This is a genomic window from Clostridium sp. KNHs214 (genome assembly GCF_000744935.1).
GTDB lineage: Bacteria > Bacillota > Clostridia > Clostridiales > Clostridiaceae > Haloimpatiens.
Window position 1 is genome coordinate 639,320 of record NZ_JQMW01000011.1, and the last position, 19,006, is coordinate 658,325.

Annotated in this window: 20 protein-coding genes and 1 pseudogene; 16 read left to right on the plus strand and 5 right to left on the minus strand. The window is 37.2% G+C overall.

The features are described from left to right. Nucleotides 1-67 precede the first annotated feature (67 nt). Entirely contained in the window at nt 68-643 is a 576-nt protein-coding gene (locus tag CC89_RS11515) for a DUF6431 domain-containing protein (RefSeq protein ID WP_035289157.1), read from the minus strand. Nucleotides 644-916: 273 nt separating this feature from the next. On the opposite strand from CC89_RS11515, the pseudogene CC89_RS21450 reads away from it, so the two are divergent. From CC89_RS21450 to CC89_RS11530, 4 genes and pseudogenes are all read left to right on the plus strand, one after another. Beyond that, nucleotides 917-1,015: pseudogene (locus tag CC89_RS21450) on the plus strand (HNH endonuclease); the annotation flags it as partial. Nucleotides 1,016-1,160: 145 nt separating this feature from the next. Then, nucleotides 1,161-1,937, plus strand: coding sequence for a hypothetical protein (locus CC89_RS11520; protein WP_051931737.1), 777 nt, complete (start codon nt 1,161-1,163; stop codon nt 1,935-1,937). Further along, the gene (locus CC89_RS11525) at nt 1,937-2,272 is read left to right on the plus strand and encodes a plasmid mobilization protein (RefSeq protein WP_035292261.1); all 336 of its coding nucleotides are present in this window, start codon (nt 1,937-1,939) and stop codon (nt 2,270-2,272) included. The genes CC89_RS11520 and CC89_RS11525 overlap by 1 nt, the downstream gene beginning before the upstream one ends. Before the next feature lie 68 nt (nt 2,273-2,340). Beyond that, nucleotides 2,341-2,622 carry a CD1845 family protein gene (locus tag CC89_RS11530; RefSeq protein ID WP_035292263.1) on the plus strand — a complete coding sequence of 94 codons (282 nt, stop codon included), beginning with the start codon at nt 2,341-2,343 and terminating at the stop codon, nt 2,620-2,622. 175 nt (nt 2,623-2,797) lie between these two features. Here CC89_RS11530 and CC89_RS11535 read toward each other — a convergent pair whose 3' ends face one another. Continuing rightward, nucleotides 2,798-3,037, minus strand: coding sequence for a helix-turn-helix domain-containing protein (locus tag CC89_RS11535; RefSeq protein WP_035292265.1), 240 nt, complete (start codon nt 3,035-3,037; stop codon nt 2,798-2,800). Between the two features lie 265 nt (nt 3,038-3,302). Between CC89_RS11535 and CC89_RS11540 the strand changes: the two genes are divergently transcribed. From CC89_RS11540 to CC89_RS11585, 11 genes are all read left to right on the plus strand, one after another. Then, nucleotides 3,303-3,518, plus strand: coding sequence for a sporulation initiation factor Spo0A C-terminal domain-containing protein (locus CC89_RS11540; protein WP_035292267.1), 216 nt, complete (start codon nt 3,303-3,305; stop codon nt 3,516-3,518). Between the two features lie 60 nt (nt 3,519-3,578). Beyond that, complete coding sequence (locus CC89_RS11545) at nt 3,579-4,991, plus strand: relaxase/mobilization nuclease domain-containing protein (protein WP_035293583.1); 1,413 nt, start codon at nt 3,579-3,581, stop codon at nt 4,989-4,991. 264 nt (nt 4,992-5,255) lie between these two features. Then, nucleotides 5,256-5,960, plus strand: a complete 705-nt coding sequence (locus CC89_RS11550) for a lantibiotic protection ABC transporter ATP-binding protein (RefSeq protein WP_035292269.1) — start codon at nt 5,256-5,258, stop codon at nt 5,958-5,960. 4 nt (nt 5,961-5,964) lie between these two features. After that, the gene (locus CC89_RS11555) at nt 5,965-6,675 is read left to right on the plus strand and encodes a lantibiotic immunity ABC transporter MutE/EpiE family permease subunit (RefSeq protein ID WP_185750749.1); all 711 of its coding nucleotides are present in this window, start codon (nt 5,965-5,967) and stop codon (nt 6,673-6,675) included. 2 nt (nt 6,676-6,677) lie between these two features. Beyond that, entirely contained in the window at nt 6,678-7,436 is a 759-nt protein-coding gene (locus CC89_RS11560; protein ID WP_035292273.1) for a lantibiotic immunity ABC transporter MutG family permease subunit, read from the plus strand. Beyond that, the gene (locus CC89_RS11565; RefSeq protein ID WP_035292274.1) at nt 7,423-8,238 is read left to right on the plus strand and encodes a NisI/SpaI family lantibiotic immunity lipoprotein; all 816 of its coding nucleotides are present in this window, start codon (nt 7,423-7,425) and stop codon (nt 8,236-8,238) included. The genes CC89_RS11560 and CC89_RS11565 overlap by 14 nt, the downstream gene beginning before the upstream one ends. Before the next feature lie 18 nt (nt 8,239-8,256). Further along, the gene (locus CC89_RS11570; protein ID WP_035292275.1) at nt 8,257-8,916 is read left to right on the plus strand and encodes a response regulator transcription factor; all 660 of its coding nucleotides are present in this window, start codon (nt 8,257-8,259) and stop codon (nt 8,914-8,916) included. Further along, nucleotides 8,907-10,274, plus strand: coding sequence for a sensor histidine kinase (locus CC89_RS11575; RefSeq protein ID WP_035292276.1), 1,368 nt, complete (start codon nt 8,907-8,909; stop codon nt 10,272-10,274). The genes CC89_RS11570 and CC89_RS11575 overlap by 10 nt, the downstream gene beginning before the upstream one ends. Before the next feature lie 447 nt (nt 10,275-10,721). Next, entirely contained in the window at nt 10,722-11,144 is a 423-nt protein-coding gene (locus CC89_RS11580) for an RNA polymerase sigma factor (protein ID WP_035292277.1), read from the plus strand. 575 nt (nt 11,145-11,719) lie between these two features. After that, the gene (locus CC89_RS20555; RefSeq protein ID WP_185750750.1) at nt 11,720-11,881 is read left to right on the plus strand and encodes a hypothetical protein; all 162 of its coding nucleotides are present in this window, start codon (nt 11,720-11,722) and stop codon (nt 11,879-11,881) included. A gap of 51 nt (nt 11,882-11,932) precedes the next feature. Further along, on the plus strand, nt 11,933-13,630 hold the full coding sequence (locus CC89_RS11585) for a recombinase family protein (RefSeq protein ID WP_051931739.1): 1,698 nt from the start codon (nt 11,933-11,935) through the stop codon (nt 13,628-13,630). Here CC89_RS11585 and rlmD read toward each other — a convergent pair. Continuing rightward, complete coding sequence (gene rlmD / locus CC89_RS11590; protein ID WP_051931740.1) at nt 13,540-14,856, minus strand: 23S rRNA (uracil(1939)-C(5))-methyltransferase RlmD; 1,317 nt, start codon at nt 14,854-14,856, stop codon at nt 13,540-13,542. The genes CC89_RS11585 and rlmD overlap by 91 nt on opposite strands. Before the next feature lie 526 nt (nt 14,857-15,382). On the opposite strand from rlmD, the gene CC89_RS11595 reads away from it, so the two are divergent. After that, the gene (locus CC89_RS11595; RefSeq protein ID WP_035292279.1) at nt 15,383-16,120 is read left to right on the plus strand and encodes an alpha/beta hydrolase; all 738 of its coding nucleotides are present in this window, start codon (nt 15,383-15,385) and stop codon (nt 16,118-16,120) included. Nucleotides 16,121-16,494: 374 nt separating this feature from the next. Here CC89_RS11595 and CC89_RS11600 read toward each other — a convergent pair whose 3' ends face one another. Both CC89_RS11600 and CC89_RS11605 read right to left on the minus strand, forming a co-directional pair. Next, nucleotides 16,495-17,022, minus strand: a complete 528-nt coding sequence (locus CC89_RS11600; RefSeq protein ID WP_035292281.1) for a hypothetical protein — start codon at nt 17,020-17,022, stop codon at nt 16,495-16,497. Between the two features lie 21 nt (nt 17,023-17,043). After that, nucleotides 17,044-18,909: an LTA synthase family protein gene (locus CC89_RS11605; RefSeq protein ID WP_081897049.1), complete on the minus strand. Its 1,866-nt coding sequence runs from the start codon at nt 18,907-18,909 to the stop codon at nt 17,044-17,046. Nucleotides 18,910-19,006: the final 97 nt, after the last annotated feature.

Sequence of the window (19,006 nt, forward strand, 5' to 3'; positions counted from 1 at the left end):
ATAATATCCATTATCGTATTAAGTGGTATATATAAAATAAAATAAAAAGTATATAGCTATAGCTTAATTATGATGTTCCTTGAAAAAAGGATAAGCCGTTTCTATTAAAAAAGTTTGTTATAAAGGTTTCAATTTCAATAAAGGTACTATTTATAACACGCTGTATAAAACTTAGATTAGAAATAAGCTTGTCTTGTAGAAGTCCAAGCCATAGTTGTTTATGTTTTTTGAACTTATTTAAAATTCGATAGAATGTGGATATTGCTATACAATAATGTTCACACATAGCTTCTACAGAGGTAAATTTATGTACAAGATAATCATGAATAATAGACACAGTAAATTTAAAGCTAAATGACATGTAGGGCACAATTACCGAAGGTAGGATAGCATGAGTATGTCCACATGACGGGCAAATATATCTATTGATAGTTATTATATTATCGTGAACTTCATTATTATCATAAGTCACAAGATGGCGTTTATAAGAGGCAAATAGGGATAGATCGTGTTTAGATCCGCAGACTGGACATACCAAAGCCTCTGAATTAACCGTTTTCATATACTCTTCAAAAATATTTATCTCATTTTCAAAAGAAATTTGTTTAAAACACTTGCATAGTTGTGAAAATAATCTTATCATAATAATAGGTTGTAAGAGCTTACGCTCTTATTTTTAGGGAAGAACCTTCGCTTTGCACGGCTTGGGGTTCTTCCCTTTCCTTTCTCTAGTTTTTATAATAAGCTTAAAATAACCTCCAAATGATGTCAAGTCATTAGGAGGTTTTATTTAGCAATAATATGATTATTTAAAATGCATTTAATTACTGGATAGTTATTGGAGTTATAGTTATAATTTGACTTAGAAATGCAGTTTTCAAAAGCTATATTTTGACGCACTACAAAAAGGCTAAAAGACCTAACGGGTAAAAACGAGTTTGAACTGTTGATGATGAAAAAACGCAGGAAATCTCTTGCGTTGTGCCCGGACTGTTTTGCAAAAACACGCGACTAAATATTCTAAATGATAGACAAATGGGGAGCCGGATACGCTGAGAGGTGTCCGTCCGGTTCCGCGGGGGGATTGGTGAAACCTACAGAGGAAACTCTGCAAGGCGCACCGGTTCTATCCTAATAAGGCTCTGTGTGCAGGAAATTCCTTGATAAAGGAAAAAATGGACTTAGATATTGAGGTGGCAAAGCTGAAGCTCTTAAAAGCAAACCACCAAAGCACAAAATACCGCTTGGAGGATAATCTGTTAAAGCACTTCCCCGAAAGCATTGAAAGGCATAAGGGCTATATAAAGGGCTTTGAACAGGATATTGTGACACTGGCAGAGCATACCCAAAAAGTGCCGCAAGGCGAGCTTCTTAAAGATGACTTTAAAATCACTATTAAGGGCGATACACTCATCGACAAGGACAATGCAGGGGCGGCAATCCTCGAAGCCTGCAAAGAAATAAAGAACAGCGACCCTGTGGAAATCGGCAGTTACAAAGGCTTTACCATGTATTTAAGCTATGCCGCCTTTGGCAATGAACACACCCTCACGCTGAAAGGAGCGATGAGCCATACCACAAAGCTCGGGCTTGATGCAAGGGGCAACCTCACCCGTATTGACAATGCTCTAAACAATATGCCACAGCGGTTGCAGTCGGTGCAAAAGGAGCTTGAAAACCTCTATAATCAGCAGGTGGCGGCAAAAGTTGAGGTGCAAAAGCCGTTTATGCAGGAACAGGAGCTAAAGGAAAAGACAGCAAGGCTTGCCGTTCTCGACAGAGAGCTGAACATGAGTGCCATGCGTTCTGCCCCCTCGAGGGATACGGCTATGGTATCTAAGCAAGCTCGACCGTCCATACTGGACAGCCTAAAGCAACATCAGCCAAAATCTACAATACCACCTAAAAAATTTAAGACGGAAAGAGAGGAACGGTGATGGCAAATAGACAGAGAAATATCCGTATTCAGCTTAGAGTGACGGCACAGGAAAAAGAGCTGATTGAGCAGAAAATGCAGGAGCTTGGCACAAAGAATACCGAAGCCTACCTCCGAAAAATGGCGATTGACGGGCTTATCATTCACCTTGATACCGCCGATGTGAGGGAGCTTGTCAGAGTGCTTAGAGTAACGAGCAACAGCCTTAATCAGCTCACCAAACGGGTGCATGAAACAGGCAGTATTTACAGTGAGGACATTGAGGATTTGCGAAAAAGCTATGATAGACTTTGGAGTGCTGCCGAGGAAATCATGCTCAGATTGGCGGCGATTTGATATGATAAGATAGACACTTTCCCTTTCTTCTGCTACGATAAACACACAAGAGATATGGAGGGGTGCTTATGAAAACATTACTTAAAATCGTGTTGCTGCCAATCACTTTGGCACTGAATATCCTGCTTGGAATATCAAAGTTTGTGCTTGTGTTCGGCGGTGGGCTTTTAGGTGTTCTGTCCTTTGTCCTGTTTGCCCTCGGTATCGGTACAATTATCGTGGCAGGCTTTTCACAGGCGATACCTGCCTTTATCGCAGGCTATCTCATCAGTCCGTGGGGCTTGCCCATGATGGGGGCATGGATTATAGCAAGGGTGGAATACTTCAATGACTGGCTGAAAGGTATTTAGCCTTAGAAATGGTAAGGGGGCGGTAGCATTTGTGTGCTATCGCCCCTTAATTGCCGCATAGTAGGAGTGCCACCGTAAAGCAAGGGCGGCGAAGCCGTTTATCTCGACCCTTGCTTTACGGTGGCACTTCTGCTTTTTTCGTGAAAAAACTCGACACTTTATAAGTGCCGAGCAATCAATCTTCAAGGTTATTTTCATCAAAATATGATGATGCAAAAAATTCAGTAATGCTAATTCCAAGTCCTTGACATATCTCATGTATGATGCGTAATTTTACGGAGTCATACGAGCAATTTATGACATTTCCAATGGTCGATTTAGGCACACCGCTTTTCATAAACAACTGATATTGTGTCATTTGCTTTTCGTCTAACAACCCTTGCAATCGCCTGCTAACCGCTTCGTTCAATTTCATTTTATCACCGTCCCTATAACTGTACCATTTACAGTATAGGCAATATCCTGCGAAAATTAGTACAGGTAGCTGTACTAAACAGGATTTTTATGCTATGATAAATGGCAAAGGATGATTGCATGAAAGAAAGAATCTGCTGTTTTACCGGGCATAGAGCTATTCCCAAACATCAGCATGACAACATTTACGGTTGATTACGCAAAAAAGCAGAATGTCCGTGTGATAAATATTGCAAATAACAAATGAGAAAGGAGCGTTCAGCGTATTGAGCAACAGAAAAATATTTCGCAAAATTGCAAAAGAAAACAATGTATCGGTGGCAGAGGTAAAGCATGATATGCAGTCAGCTATCAATCACGCATACGAAAATGCACCCAATGACGGGATAACAAAAGCCTATCAAAATAGAGTGCAATGCAAAGGCACAGTTCCAACGGTTGATGAGTTTTTAGCCCATGCACGAAAAGAACTGAAAAAGTAAATTTGTATGGTGCAGAGCGTATGCCTTTGCACCGATTTTTTTATGACGGGAGGTGTTATTATCGCTACCACAAGACTAATTTCCATGCACCAAAATAAAGGAAAATCCATTGCAGATTGCCTTGCTGACCGCACAGATTATGCTAAAAATCCCGAGAAAACAAATGAGGGTGAATTGTTATCCTCTTACGAGTGCGACCCTAAAACGGTGCAGGGCGAGTTTATGCTATCTAAGCGGCAATATGATGATATAACGGGCAGACAGCAGGCAAGCAATGTTATCGCCTATCAGATACGGCAGTCCTTTAAACCCGGGGAAATTACACCCGAGCTTGCAAACAAAATCGGTTATGAATTGGGCATGAGCTTCACCAAAGGCAAACACGCATTTATCGTTGCTACTCACATAGACAAAGCCCATATTCATAATCATATTATCTTCAATTCTACCTCTCTCGATTGCACAAGAAAGTTTCGAGATTTTAAAAGAAGTGGCAAGGCTCTTGCCCAAATATCCGACCGCCTTTGTCTTGAAAATGGGCTTTCCATTATCGAAAATCCCAAACGCTCCAAAGGTCATTACGGTAAGTGGCTTGGCGATAATAAGCCCCCATCGCACTCCGATAAATTAAGACAAGTCATAGATGAAATACTTGCCCAAAAGCCCAAAAACTTTGATGCGTTTTTACAGCTCATGCAAGATGCAGACTATGAAATTAAAATCGGTAAGCACTACGGATTTAAAAGTGCAATGCAGAAAAATTTTATCCGGCTGCGTTCTCTTGGTGAGGGATATTCCGAAGATGAAATCAAAGCAATCATTGAGGGTAAAGCACCGCAAAGAGAGGTCAAAAAGTCCTCTGCCAAACAGCCGAGAAAGCAAGAAAAATCCGTTAATCTCCTTGTGGATATTCAAGCAAAATTACAGCAAGGCAAGGGCAAAGGCTATGAGCAGTGGGCAAAGATTTTCAATCTAAAGCAGATGGCACAAACCGTTAATTTTCTGCAAGAACACAAGCTCCTTGCCTACTCTGATTTAGAGGAAAAGGCGAAGAAATGCACCGCTACTTTCGATGAGCTGAATACACAAATTAAGACCGCTGAAAAGCGTATTGCTGAAATACAGGCTCTTAAAAAGCACATCTTCAATTATGCCAAAACCCGAGATATTTACACCGACTACCGCAAGGCAGGCTACTCTAAAAAGTTTTACGAGGAACACCGTGCCGAGCTTGCCTTGCATAAGGCGGCAAAGGCGGCTTTTAAGGAACTTGGTGTAAAAAAGCTCCCCACAGTTAAAGCCCTGCAAGCGGAATGTGATGAGCTGTTTTCCGTAAAAAACAAGGCTTACAGCAAGTACCATACCGCTAAAAAAGAAATGCAAGATATTCTGACTGCAAAGGCAAATATCGACCGCCTTTTGGGAATGGAACAGGAACAAAAGGCAAAAGAGAAATTACAGGATCAGCGTTAAGCTACCCTGTGATTTCATCAGCTCCCAAGAGGAGCGTAGCACGATGATTTATCATCGTTTCAGTGGGGATTGGGGATACTTCCCCAACAAGCAAAAGCATACGGTGGTCACCCGTATGCCCTGCTTGCCACTTTTGTTCTAAGAGAATAAATTGCAAGACTTTATAATTAATTTTAAATTAGACAAAATATTTATAAAAGCTTATGGAATCTTTATAAATACATTCTATTCTATTTATAAAGATAAGATGAAAGGACGATTATCATGAAAAATATAATCACCACAAGTAATATAAGTAAAAAATTCAAAAACCAAAAAGCCAACAACAATATTTCTATTTGTGTTGGTGAAAATTCAGTTTATGGTCTATTGGGTCCGAATGGCGCCGGAAAATCCACTTTATTAAAAATACTAACCGGAATGATTACGCAAACCTCAGGGGAAATTTATTTTGACGGAAAACCATGGAGCAGAACGGATTTACTGTCAATCGGTGCGCTGATTGAATCTCCGCCTATCTACCAAAATTTAACAGCCTGTGAAAATCTTAAAGTAAGAACATTGCTTTATGGCTTGCCTGATAGCCGTATTGATGAAGTTTTAAAAATAGTTGACTTAACGAAAACAGGCAAGAAACGTGCAGGCCACTTTTCAATGGGCATGAAGCAGCGTCTGGGAATCGCCATGGCATTGCTAAATCACCCCAAGCTTCTTATCCTTGACGAGCCGACAAACGGCCTTGATCCGATTGGAATTGGAGAGCTTCGGGAGCTGATCCGCTCTTTTCCGCAGCAGGGCATTACCGTGATACTCTCCAGCCACATATTATCAGAGGTTGAACAAATCGCTGACCATATTGGCATCATCGCAGGCGGAACACTTTGGTATGAGGATAAAATAGATACAAATACAGATTTGGAAGCTTTGTTTTTGGATGTTGTAAGAAAGGCTGGTGAAACAAATGCTTAATTATGTGAAATCAGAATTTCTGAAACAAAAGCATAGCTTTAACAAAATTCTTCTCTGGCTTGCACCACTGCTTACCATTTTACTTGCTTTGGTTATTATGGGAGGAAATAATCTTCAAAACGGTGCTTACAATTGGTGGTATACCATCATGCTGCCCGGATGCTTTACAATGTTCTCTGCGTTCACGACCGCAAGGGAATGTAAGAAAAACAGGCATGGCTTATTTGGCATTGCTGTTTGCAAACGCAAGCTGTGGCTTGCCCAAATTATTTTGAATACAGGGTTTCTTTTTATCACCTGTTTCATTTTCTTTGCAGGCATGATTGTGAGCGGAATGTTCTTTGGAAACACGATTGATGTGCTCCATAGCTTCGGCGCAAGTTTTATCCTGTTTTTGACATTTTCGTGGCAAATTCCTGTTTGGATGTTTGCAACAGAAAAAATAGGTGCATTTTTTACCATTCTCCTTAGTTTTTTATGCAATTTTGGTGTTGCGGTCATTTGTGCTGTAGAAAGCTATTGGTGGGTGCCTTTTTCAATCCCTGCAAGACTGATGTGCCCAATGATTAAAGTTTTGCCGAATGGATTGTGGATTGAAGCAGATAACGCAATGGGGGATCTTTCTGTTGTCATACCCGGAATTATGATTACACTGGCTCTGTTTTGTATCGTAACCATTTTGACCTCATTGTGGTTTCAAAAAAGAGAGGTGTAATCATGAAATGCTTTTTAAAAAATTTGCAGTCTGATATTTATAAGATAACACATTCTGCTCTATTGCCAATCCATTTGATTCTTCCAATAGCGGGTGCATCTGTATTTTTGGCTTATTACATCATATCACCGTGGGAAGATGCGCAAAAAGTATCTGCTTATTTTCAAGTGTTGGCAATGGTGTCCCCGTTGCTAATCGGGGTGATTACTGCCATGCTGTCAGAAAAGGAACTGCAAGCAGGGTTGTTTCAACTGGTTCTTTCTACACCGTACAAAAAATGCCTTCCGCATTTTAGCATGATTTTTGCAATTTTATTATTCGGTTTTGTCGCTTCCATGATTGCGACAGTAGGCTTTGGATTTACTTTTCGCATTATGGGAAACCGGCTTTTTACAATGAACTTATATGTAAAAGCGGGACTGCTCTTATTTTACGGAAATATCTCTTTATATATTTTAGAATACCTGTTGAGTTTTGCCTTTGGAAAAGGAATCGGTCTTGGGGTTGGGATTATCGGAAGCCTGCTTTCTGCACTGCTGTTGACCGGGTTAGGAGATGTGATTTGGCCATTTTTACCTTGGAGTATTCCGACTCGTTTTTGTAGCATACTTGTGGAAAGCACCTTGGCGCAAGTGAATTTTATAGGTCAGTCTGGCGTTAAACCCGGATTCCTTTTTATTGTTGTCTCAAGCGCCATATTGTTGATTATAGTGAAATATTGGAGTACAAAATGGGAGGGAAGAAAAGATGAAATCGATTAAAAGTATATTGATGATTCTATTAATAATGAGCATTACTCTAACCGGTTGTTCGAGCATAAATAATTTATTTTATAAAGGAAATAACGATAAACCTCGTGGTGAAATTATAGAATCAAACTCTCGAAATTTTATATTTGAGGATACAACCTATTCTATTTTAAATGAAACTGTATCAAGAGAAGATTTAAGTGCTCAGGTAGGCATGATTGGTAAACTGGTTTTTATCGGAAACGACTTTAAAGCTGTGAGAATTGAAGCAAACCTATCCTATAAAGACTATTTGCAGAAGCTGACAGGCGATTATCCATCTGAAGCTTATTATTTTGCTCAATTTGAAAATATATATCAAATGAAAGATGATACCATAGTAGTTGGAGTTGATGGTAAATTTTACAAAACAAAACCAACCAAATCCGTTTCCGCAGAGGATACATTCATTGAATTTCAAGACTTGGCACTTGAAGATGATACAGAAAAGTCTTACTTTGTAAACCCCGAGCATGGTGGTCAATTAATACACAATGATGTAATATATGATATAATCGAAGTGGTTCACGCTAAAGCTGATAGAGGAAATTTACTTCAGGTGATAGGTACTCAAGTTGTATTCAATACCACAACAGGTGAAATCATTCCGAAAGATGAATACAACAAAATGGAACTAACCCCCGGTGAATTATCCGAGCAAAATCGCAAGTCCTATGTCTATGGTAATGTGTATGAACTGACTGGCGAATCAGAGGATATATGCGTTTTAGTTGAAATTAATCATCAGCTTTGGGAAGCGAAATCTCAAAATTAAAATACCGGAGGTCTTAAATTGGCAAATATATTTGTAATTGATGACGAAAAAGATATTTGTAAATTAATTGAAAATACTCTTACGAAAGATGGTCATAGTGTAACTTGTAAAAACAGTGCACAAGGTGTAACTGCCAATGACTTTAAAAGATATGACCTGATTCTTCTTGATGTTATGATGCCGGATGTAGATGGCTTCACTTTTTGCCGTGAGATTCGCAGCTATGTAGATATTCCGATTCTATTTCTAACTGCGAAAATCATGGATCAAGATGTCGTGGATGGCTTGTCGCTTGGGGCAGACGATTATATCAAAAAACCGTTTAGCCTTTCGGAATTGCGTGCCAGAGTGACTGCCCATCTTCGCAGAGAAGGCAGAGAGCGTCATCAAACGCTGATATTGGGTCAGATCCGATTCGATTTGTCGGGAAAGAAAATTGCAATCAATGATGAACCGCTTTCTTTCACGAAAAGTGAGTATGAAATCTGCGAGCTTTTAGCACGCAACAGAGGAAAAGTGTTCTCCTTGGAGCATATTTTAGAGCAGATTTTCGGTTTTGATTCAGAAAGTGATGTCACTGCAATTAGAGTGCACGTAAAAAACATCCGAGCGAAATTTTTGCTGTATCAGGAATGTCCGATCGAAACCGTTTGGGGGGTGGGCTATACATGGAAGTAAAGAAAACGGCATCGTTATCTATGCTCTTTTTAAAATATCTGGGAATATTTTGTGTTCTCATCATTGTTGTCAGCACATTGGTTGTATTTGGTTTTTACTTCGCACTGGGCAGAGGATTTATTTTACCGGCAAATTATTCAGAGCGAATGATCGAAGAAGCAACAGAGCAGCTCACACAAAATGAGCCATTCGATTCTTCACTCATTCCTTTCACCTGTACTTATACTTTATTTGACGAAAATGGCAATTTGGAACGCAGCACGATGTCAGAAAAGGACTTGGATGACGCAAAAAAACAGTTATCTGAGCAAACAGAGGTGACGAACAGCAAATACATTCATATCCAGCGAACAGATGGCAGTAATTTGATGATTGAATATGATGTGTTCGCACATTTTGCAAATCCAAAGCTCCATGCAATATTTCCAAAACCGGAACTGATCCCATTGCCGCTTCTATTCGTCCTGTTTATTCTGATTGCCATGATAATCGCCATGAGATTCAGCAAAAAATTAAAGAGAGAATTATCGCCAATCATTGCAGCAACAAATTCCATTAAGCAAATGGATCTGAATTTTGATATTACACAAACCCAGATTGGTGAGTTTAATACCATTTTGCAATCTATGGATGAATTGAAGGACGCATTATCAAGATCGTTAAAAGAACAGTGGGATTTGGAGCAACGCAAAAATCTCCAGCTTTCTTCACTTGCACATGATTTAAAAACACCTTTAACAATCATTAAGGGTAACACAGAGCTTTTGTTGGAATCAGAGCTGCCCTCGTCAGATCAGGAGCTATTACAGTATATTCATACCAGCACCGACACCATTGAAAACTACATCAATCTATTGATGCTTACCGCGACCATTTCTGATGAAGCCATCAGCAAAAAGCAAGTATTTTGTCTTGCCGAGTTCATCTCTGACATGCAAAATCAGGCAGAAGCATTATGCAGCTTAAAAAACGTTTCTTTCACTTTAAAACAAGATGTTCTCGTTGATACATTTTACGGAGATGTGCAAAATATCAAAAGAGCGGTACTTAATATTTTAGACAATGCAGTCGAACACGCTCCGGAAAAAAGCGATGTCTCTTTGCTCGTATTAGAAACAGACTGTGGACAATTATCCTTTATTGTTATCGACTGTGGCGCAGGTTTTTCGGCTGCAGCCTTAAAAAACGCTGCAACCGAATTTTATACGGAACAAGCCGAACGTTCGGGAAAGCACTATGGATTGGGTCTATATATTGCAAAGAAAGTAGCTGAGGTACATCATGGTACACTTACCGTTGAAAACAAAGAAAATGGTCAAGGAGCCATTGTATCACTGGAGTTAAAAAATGAATATTAAATATAAAATGGATTTTTTCAATCGGTTGTCATATCTTTTTATATAAATTGCCGGACGACGGCAAAGAAAAAAAGCCGTCGTATAGCAATTGCGTTTTTATGTATTTTTATCACGGTGGCCTAATATTAAAGCCGCCGTTTTTCTATTATGAAATTTATGACGATATTTAGACTAACGCACTAACACGGCGGTAACCGAGGAGGTATTGCCGTGTCCGCTTCTCTATATTATTTTTTGTATTCCCCAAAATTAAAAATAGATATGCGTTCTTCCCCAAATTTTTCCCCTCCTTATAATCATAAATTTAAATATAAGTTTTTCTGTGCCCGATTGAGATTTTATGAATTTCAATCGGGCATTTTTGCGTATATAGACCCTCGATGCCGTTCCCCTCCCACCGTCCTTTCAAATTCGCTATTAACCCAAATTTGAAAGGACGGTACAGCCATGAAAAAAATAAACCTAAAAGATTACTATGCCCATATAAGCATAGATACCTATATTGATATTCCCGATGAGGTGTTTGACATCTTTGAGGAACACCGCAAAGCAGAGCAAGCCTATCAAAGCAAAGTATATTACCACAAAGCCTACTACTCTCTTGACCGTGGTGACGGTATCGAACACGGTGCCTTGTTTGTTTCTCTCTCACCCGATGAGATTTACGAACGCAAGCTGACAAGTGAACAACTCCATGCTGCCATTGCCACTCTGCCCGACAAACAGGCAAAACGCATTTACGCTCACTACTTTTTAGGAATGAGCAAAGTGGCTATTGCCAAAGCTGAAGGAGTTAGCAAGGCAACCATAGGGCAATCCATCAAGAGTGCTTTAAAGAGCATCGAACATTTTCTGAAAAAATATTATTAAGCACATTTACTTTGTGGCTCTTTTTCTAAAGGTATATGAGAGGAAGTATTTCCTCTCATATAGCAAATGGCATAAAAGTGTTCCTTGACAACTGAATATACGATATTTTGAGTACATTACTTATGTGAGCCGAAAGGTAAAGCGACTTAGCAGACATCGCCAAGACAGCGGTATGGGGAGGTGAATACAATACCGCCCGAGCGATAAAATGGACTGTTAGACCGAGTTTAGCATACTCGTCCGCAATGACCCACATAAGGGACAATGATACTTCAATACGTTTCGCCCCCAATACGATAGAAACAGGGGGAGTTCCTGCGGTATGCGTGGCTCTTGAAAGGACAAGCTACGGTATTGTGGGGCTATGATGCTGTGCTAACAGCAGCTCAAAATATCCCCCTTGCCGGGGTGCGTGGCAAATACGGCAAATAAGCAAACATAATCGCACCGCATTTTTATTTAACGTAAACTTGCGGTGCGTTTAGTTTCATTCATACTAATAAAACGACAAACTTTTCATAAATAAAAAAATTGCTTATACTTTATGTAAGCAATTCACTTGGAGGTGATTGCGAATGGAAAATATCAAGGAAACATCTAAAAATGCTCCCAAAGTTCCTGCTCCCAATCAAACATTTGAGAAAACAAAAGCCTATCAAGACTTTATAAATGTACTTTCTCAAATTATTGAAAAACATGGTGCAGAGGTTTTAGGTGAAATAAACCGTGCGAACTGAAAAACGCATTTGTGCATTGATGTTTTCCAATAATATATTGGAGGTATGACTATGAATAGGAGTGGAAAAAAATGTGTGCTTTACCCTCGTGTAAGTACAGAAATGCAGGTTGATGGATTTAGCTTGGATGGGCAAAAAAGCAGCTTAACAAGATTTGCAGATAGAGAAGAAATGGAAGTTGTAAATATCTATGAAGATGCTGGAAAATCCGGCAAGTCCATTGAGGGCAGACCTGCATTCAAGCAAATGCTCAGTGACATTGAAAACGGTTTAGGCATTGACTACGTTTTAGTTTATAAGCTCTCTCGCTTTGGGCGAAATGCCGCCGACATTCTAAATTCTTTAGAGCATATTCAATCTTTTGGTGTAAATTTGATTTGTATTGAAGAAGGAATTGACTCATCGCAGACAAGCGGCAAGCTTCTTATCTCTGTATTGTCTGCCGTGGCTGAAATTGAGCGTGAAAACATTATTGAGCAGACAATGAACGGACGAAAGGAAAAGGCTCGTCAAGGTGGTTGGAATGGTGGATTTGCTCCCTATGGATATTACCTAAAAGATAAACAACTTTATGTTCAAGAGGAAGAAGCCGATGCGATACGCATTATTTTCGATAAATTTGTTAATGGCAATATGGGGTTTTACAAAATTGCCAACTATCTTAACTTGCAGGGCATCAAAAAAGTAAAACGGGATAACGGAACACTAACGCAATGGAGTACCCATTTTATACGAATGATAATTGACAACCCTGTATACTCCGGAAAAATCGCTTTTGGCAGACGAACAAGAGAAAAGGTCAAAGGCAGTAAAAACGAATACCGCCAAGTACACCAAGAGGAATATATCCTTGCAGATGGTCAGCACGAAGCTATTATAAGCGAGGAATTGTGGAATAAAGCTCACGAAAAGCGAGAAATAACAGGTGTAAAATCCCCATCGAAAATAGGTCGGGATAGAGCACATTTGTTAAGCGGCATTTTGAAATGCCCTAAATGCGGCGGACCGATGTATACCAATAAACACGCATGGACGAACAAGGACGGTACATATAAAGAGATTTACTATTATGTGTGCAGCAAGGCTCGAACAGCAAGAGGGAAAAGCTGTGACTATAAAGCCATGCTCAAGAAAACAGATATAGAGCCGCTTGTCATTGAAGCAATCAGAGAGCTAATTCAAAATGAGGATTTTGCAGCCGAAATAAAATCAAAGATAGGCAAGCAAATTGACACTTCTACCCTCGATAGAGAGCTAAAAAATTACGAAGTCAAACTTCGGGAAGTAGACTTAAATAAAACTCGCCTTGAAAATGAGATTGACAGCTTGCCGGAGGATACCCGCTTTAGGGAACGCAAGCTCCATGATATGACCCTCCGCCTTGATGGACTGTACGATGTTATCGTTGAGCTTGAAGAAAAAATTGAAGATGTAAAGCTCCGCCGTAAGGCTGTCGAGCAGGATGCCATTACCTTAGAGAATATCTACACCCTATTGGCAAACTTTGAAAAGGTGTATGACAAAATCAGCGATGAAGAAAGAAAATCCCTAATTTCTTCGTTAATCAAAAAAATAGAGATTTTCCCATGTGATGACTCAGAGCTGCCCCTAAAGTCTATTTTATTCAATTTTCCTGTTTATAAAGACGGTGGAGATGTTTACGAATTTTTGTGGGACAAAAGTACGCACGTCTCAACATGCTTCGTCATAGCAAACATGTCCACCGGCCATGCCTCCTTGGCTATATAGCCCTTCTTATCCATATATCTAAGGTCTCTTCCTAAGGTTTCTGGGTTACAGGAGATGTACACCACCCTTTTAGGACCCATCTTCACTATAGAATCCATAAATTTTTCGGTGCTACCACTTCTTGGAGGATCCATAATAACTACATCTGCACTTTCACCTCTACATGCCATGTCTTCCATAAATTCTCCAGCATCACCTGCATAGAATGTGACATTATTAATTTTATTTCTCTTTGCATTAAAAATAGCATCCCTTACAGCATCGCCATTTAATTCAACTCCAATAACCTTCTTTGCATGTTTACTTGCTATAAGTCCAATTGTACCAATGCCACAATAGGCGTCAATAACCTTTTCCTTTCCTGTAAGCTCTGCAAGCTCAATAGCTTTTTCATAAAGCACTTGAGTTTGGATAGGGTTAACTTGATAAAAAGAACGTGACGAAATCCTAAAAGTACACCCTAAAAGCACATCTTCAATATAGCCTTTACCATATATGACCTGCTCCCTATCTCCAAGAACCATACTGGTGCTTTTATTATTTATATTTAGTACAATAGTGGTTATCTCTGGATGCAATTTACGAAGCGCCTTTACAAAGTTATTTTTAGATGGAAATCTAGTGCATGCCACCACTAAAACTACCATAATCTCGCCAGTTGAGAATCCTTTTCTTATTAGCACATGCCTTAAAAGTCCCTCTCTTTTATCCTCATCATAAGGATTTATTTTAAAGGACTTTAAAAGTCCACGAATAGAAACAATTATTTCATCTGCTTTTCTGTCTTCAATATAACATTTTTCCACAGGTATTACCTTGTGAGTTCCTGCCTTGTATATTCCAGAAATTATATTCCCACTTTTCTCTCTATGAAATACTGCATGAACCTTATTTCTATAATTATAAGGATTCTTCATTCCTATTACAGGATGTACATATATATTTTTTCCTAACAATTTTTTAACTTCAGTTTCTTTATCTTTTAACTGTTTTTCATAAGGTATATGCAAATTTTCACATGCTCCACATTCCTTGTATTTCGGACATACTACTTGCTTATTCTCTTTTGAATTTAATTCCTTTACCTTAGTATTTTTTTTGCACATTGTTTTATTATTCTCTCTAGTGGTTTTATTATTACCTCTATCAGCTTTATTTTTCTCTCTAGTGGTTTTATTGCTACCCCTAACAGCTTTATTGTTATCTCTAGTGGTTTTATTTTTCATACAAGCATTTCTCCTATTTTTGTAAATACATTTTTATTTACACTTATTTTAAGTCTGGATACTTCTTAAATTTTATCAATTTCTATCTTCTTGTGCAAGAAAAAACCTTTTGTCCAAAGGCCAAATCGTCTTTAACAGGATAACCTTCTTTCTAATATACTATAACGTAAATTAGAAAGAGGATTTTCCTTGTTTATATAATGACATCACAGTATTACCCATTAAGTAACTATGTTTTTCTCACGTACAAAATAAAAGATTTATTTCTTAACCCTAAGTTTATTCCTTAATAGGATGGTATAATATTCTTAGTATTATTCTTAATATTATTTAATATATTGATTAACCCACAATAAGGTACAATGTGGTGGAATTATGAAATTTCTCGTCCATGACTTGCATAAAAGCTCGGAACAATAAATTTAATTTGAGAAATTTCATAATTCAAGTAATATAATGCTTTTTGTGGGTTAATCATATATTAAAATAATGCTATGAAAAAATAATCCATAATGAGGTGAAAAAAATGAAAGGCCATATACACAATTTAACCATCTCTGATTATGAGTGTTCATTATATCTTCCCTCAGAATACTACACAAGCCATAAAAATTATCCTATTGTATATATAAATGGGGATTCTATAGAACAAGAATTTATGGAAGATATAGAACCCCACTTTGGTGCGGACTGTGGCGAATTTATACTTTTAGGCATTCAGTCAAAAAACTGGAATGAGGATTTTACCCCATGGCCTGCTAAGCCTCTAACAAAAAAGGGCGAGTCTTTTGAAGGAGGTGCCCTAGATTATCTTAATGTTCTTACAAATACTATTAAGCCATTTATAGATGAGCACTATAAAACAAAACCTGAACCTTCAAATACTGCACTTATTGGATATTCTTTAGGAGGACTTGTTTCATTATACGCTCTTTATAACTTTGGAGCCTTTGGTAAAATAGGAAGCCTCTCTGGTTCATTGTGGTATGATGATTGGATAGAATTTATGAATTCTCATGCACCTGTAAATGTCTCTGCAAAGGTATATATGTCTCTTGGCAAAGTGGAGGAGAAAAGCCGCAATAAACGTATGGCTAAAGTAGGAAGTTGTACCCGCGAAGCATTTGAGATATTAGAAAAACAACTTTCATTTAAAGAAAATATTACACTTGACTGGAATGAGGGTGGGCATTTTACAAAAATACCCTATAGATTTAAAAAAGCATTATTATGGCTTATGAAAGACATGCATAAATTTATGTAAATTAAATTTATGCATTCTTCCATATAAGTCATGTAAATATTTTATATCTAATTTATCTAAGGATTAACCCACAATAAGTATTACATTGCTTGAATTATGAAATTTCTCTGGAATGAGTTGCATAAGAAGCGAAGGAACTATTTAAATTTAATTTTAGAAATTCTTCTTTTAGACAGATAAAATTATCGTAACCCTTAAAAGGACGCCAGGCTAGCGAACCTGAGGCAGGACGCTGAATGTGAGCGTTAGATAATTTTATATGGCTAAAAGATTAGAATTTCTTAAATTAAATTTATTGTTCCAAGCTCTTATGCAAGTCATGGAGGAGAAATTTCATAATTCCATTACATTCTACCTTATTGTGGGTTAATCATCTAAGTATATATTTTTAAGAAATACTCCGTAACATGATTAACAATCAAATAAAATATTCCTAAATATGCCCATGAAATGACAGTAGTTTTAGCACACAACGCTATTCTATTTGTTCTCCCTTTATCACCCTTTGCTGCTATGGATAAACACTTTGCTGCTCCACCTATACCTATAATAGCAAGTATCAAACTTTCAATAAATACTATTGGTATGACTATACATGCTGCTGCAAACAACCAAGCCCACCATTCAATCTTAGATTTTTCTTCCTCCAATATGTTTAGTACACCATATTCATTTACTGTAAGCTTGTATTGGTATGTTAATTTATTTGGAACTATATCCAAATTACATTGCTTATCTTCCACATTAAAAGATAGCTTTACTTCATCTCCTAATAGAGCTCTCTTTTTCATAATAATTTTATCATCACAATACAGTGAACTCTTTCCACTAAAAGCATTATGTTTTAGCTTAATTATATGCTTTGTATCCTCATGGTTAAGTTCCCAACATACTATCTTCATGGCGATATCTCCTTATTAAAATTATTCTTTATCAAAATAATTACTCCTTATTAACTTATCTCCTAAATCTATTGTTTTAAGTGTGTGCTCCTCTTCTTCTTTAGTGCCTTTTCCAATAAATTTACGAGTGGCTAAAAATGTATAATTTTTATTAGTCTTAACCAAGATACGTCCCATAGCTGTATGATTAAAATCTTTTTCGTCTATTCCCATTAAATAAGCTATGGTTGGCATAATATCTAGCTGGCCACCATTTACATTTACCACCTCACCTTTTAAACCTTTACTATATACGATAAATGGAACCTTCATATTTTTCTCTGCCCACCATGACTCTGAAGGCTTTATTTTGGAAATTTCATCTTGATAAAATTTATGCACACCAGTATGGTCTCCAGTAATAACCACTACTGTATTATCTAAACCGATCTCTTTATCTATATTCTCTAAAAATAATCCAATATGTTTGTCTGTATAATGAAAAGCTTGAAAGCTCGCACCTAATTTAGTTCCTTGAAATTTTTTTTCTAAATTTAAATTCTTTAGGTTACTTGGTAAATCAAAAGGACAATGACTTGTTAATGTAACCATAAAGGTATAAAAAGGCTTCTTTTGTTTTGATATCATTGGTACAACTTGTTTTAAATAACTTCCATCACTAATGCCTAACCCTATTAACTCATCTCCTTTAAAAGAACTTTCATCAATACACTTATTGAAACCTATAGAATATAGCGCTTGCATCCAATTCCAGTACGCTCCCTTATCTGGATGTATTGCCAAACTTGAATATCCCTTATTTTCTAATAAATTTGGTAAAGAATTATATTTATTACCTGGATAACGGAAAAAAGTACTTCCACTTCTTACAGGTGAAACGGATGTATTTGTCATTAAATCAGAGTCAGAACTTGTCCCATTCCAAACCTGTTCATAAACATTAGGAAAATATATGCTATTACTTAAAAGCTTATTTATATTAGGAGTAATATCTTGTCCATTTACTTTCTGACCTATCATAAAGTTTTCTAAAGATTCTACTTGAAGAACAATTAGATTTTTCCCCTTAAACATTCCTTTATATTTATTATCTGGTAAGTTTTCTTGTTTTTTATCATACCATTGTTTAATTTCTTTCTTTTCGCTATCGGATAAAACATATTTCTTACACTCATCAAAGTACACAAAAAGGTCATTAATATGATATCCTATGGGACCAAGATTTGATAAAGTTTGATTAGGAGACCAACTTCCCTTCCAAATTCTTTGATTCTCAAATCCCCTTCCATAAACATCTACCTTATAATGGTCATAAAACACATAACCAATAGAAATTGCAAGAACCAAAACAAATAAAAATACATTTCTTTCTACATTTTTATATAATTTTTTATTTCTTACTGCTAAGAATATAAAAAATGCTATATCAATTATAAAAACTAAATCAATTGTATGAAACATAGATGCAACAGAACCACCTAAGTTATCTAGATTAGCAAACTGCTTTAATAGATGAGGAGATAAATAAGAGGAGTATCCCCTGTAATACCATATATCAGATACGAATAATATTGTAATAATAATATCTAAAACTATTAAACTCCAAATATGGCCCCTACCCTTGAATAGAAAGGATATAGATAAAAACATAGCAATAAAGGCTCCTTGTAAAATTATAGGTGGCACACTCATAAATGCATGTACAATATCAATTTTAGAGGCATTTACACTTGGCACAATGCATATAAAAAATAATCCTTTAAGCATTAATGCTAAAAGAACATATTGAAAAAAAATATCACCTTTCAATTGTTTCATATTATTCTGTAAGTAAACCCATAAACTTTTCTTTACAGGACGATTTAAGTTTATTTGTATATCATTCACATACTTCACTCCTAACTATATCTCATGTGCAAATCGCTCTAAGCACAAACATAACTATCCTTCACAAACTATTATATAAAATTACATTTCGCCGTTT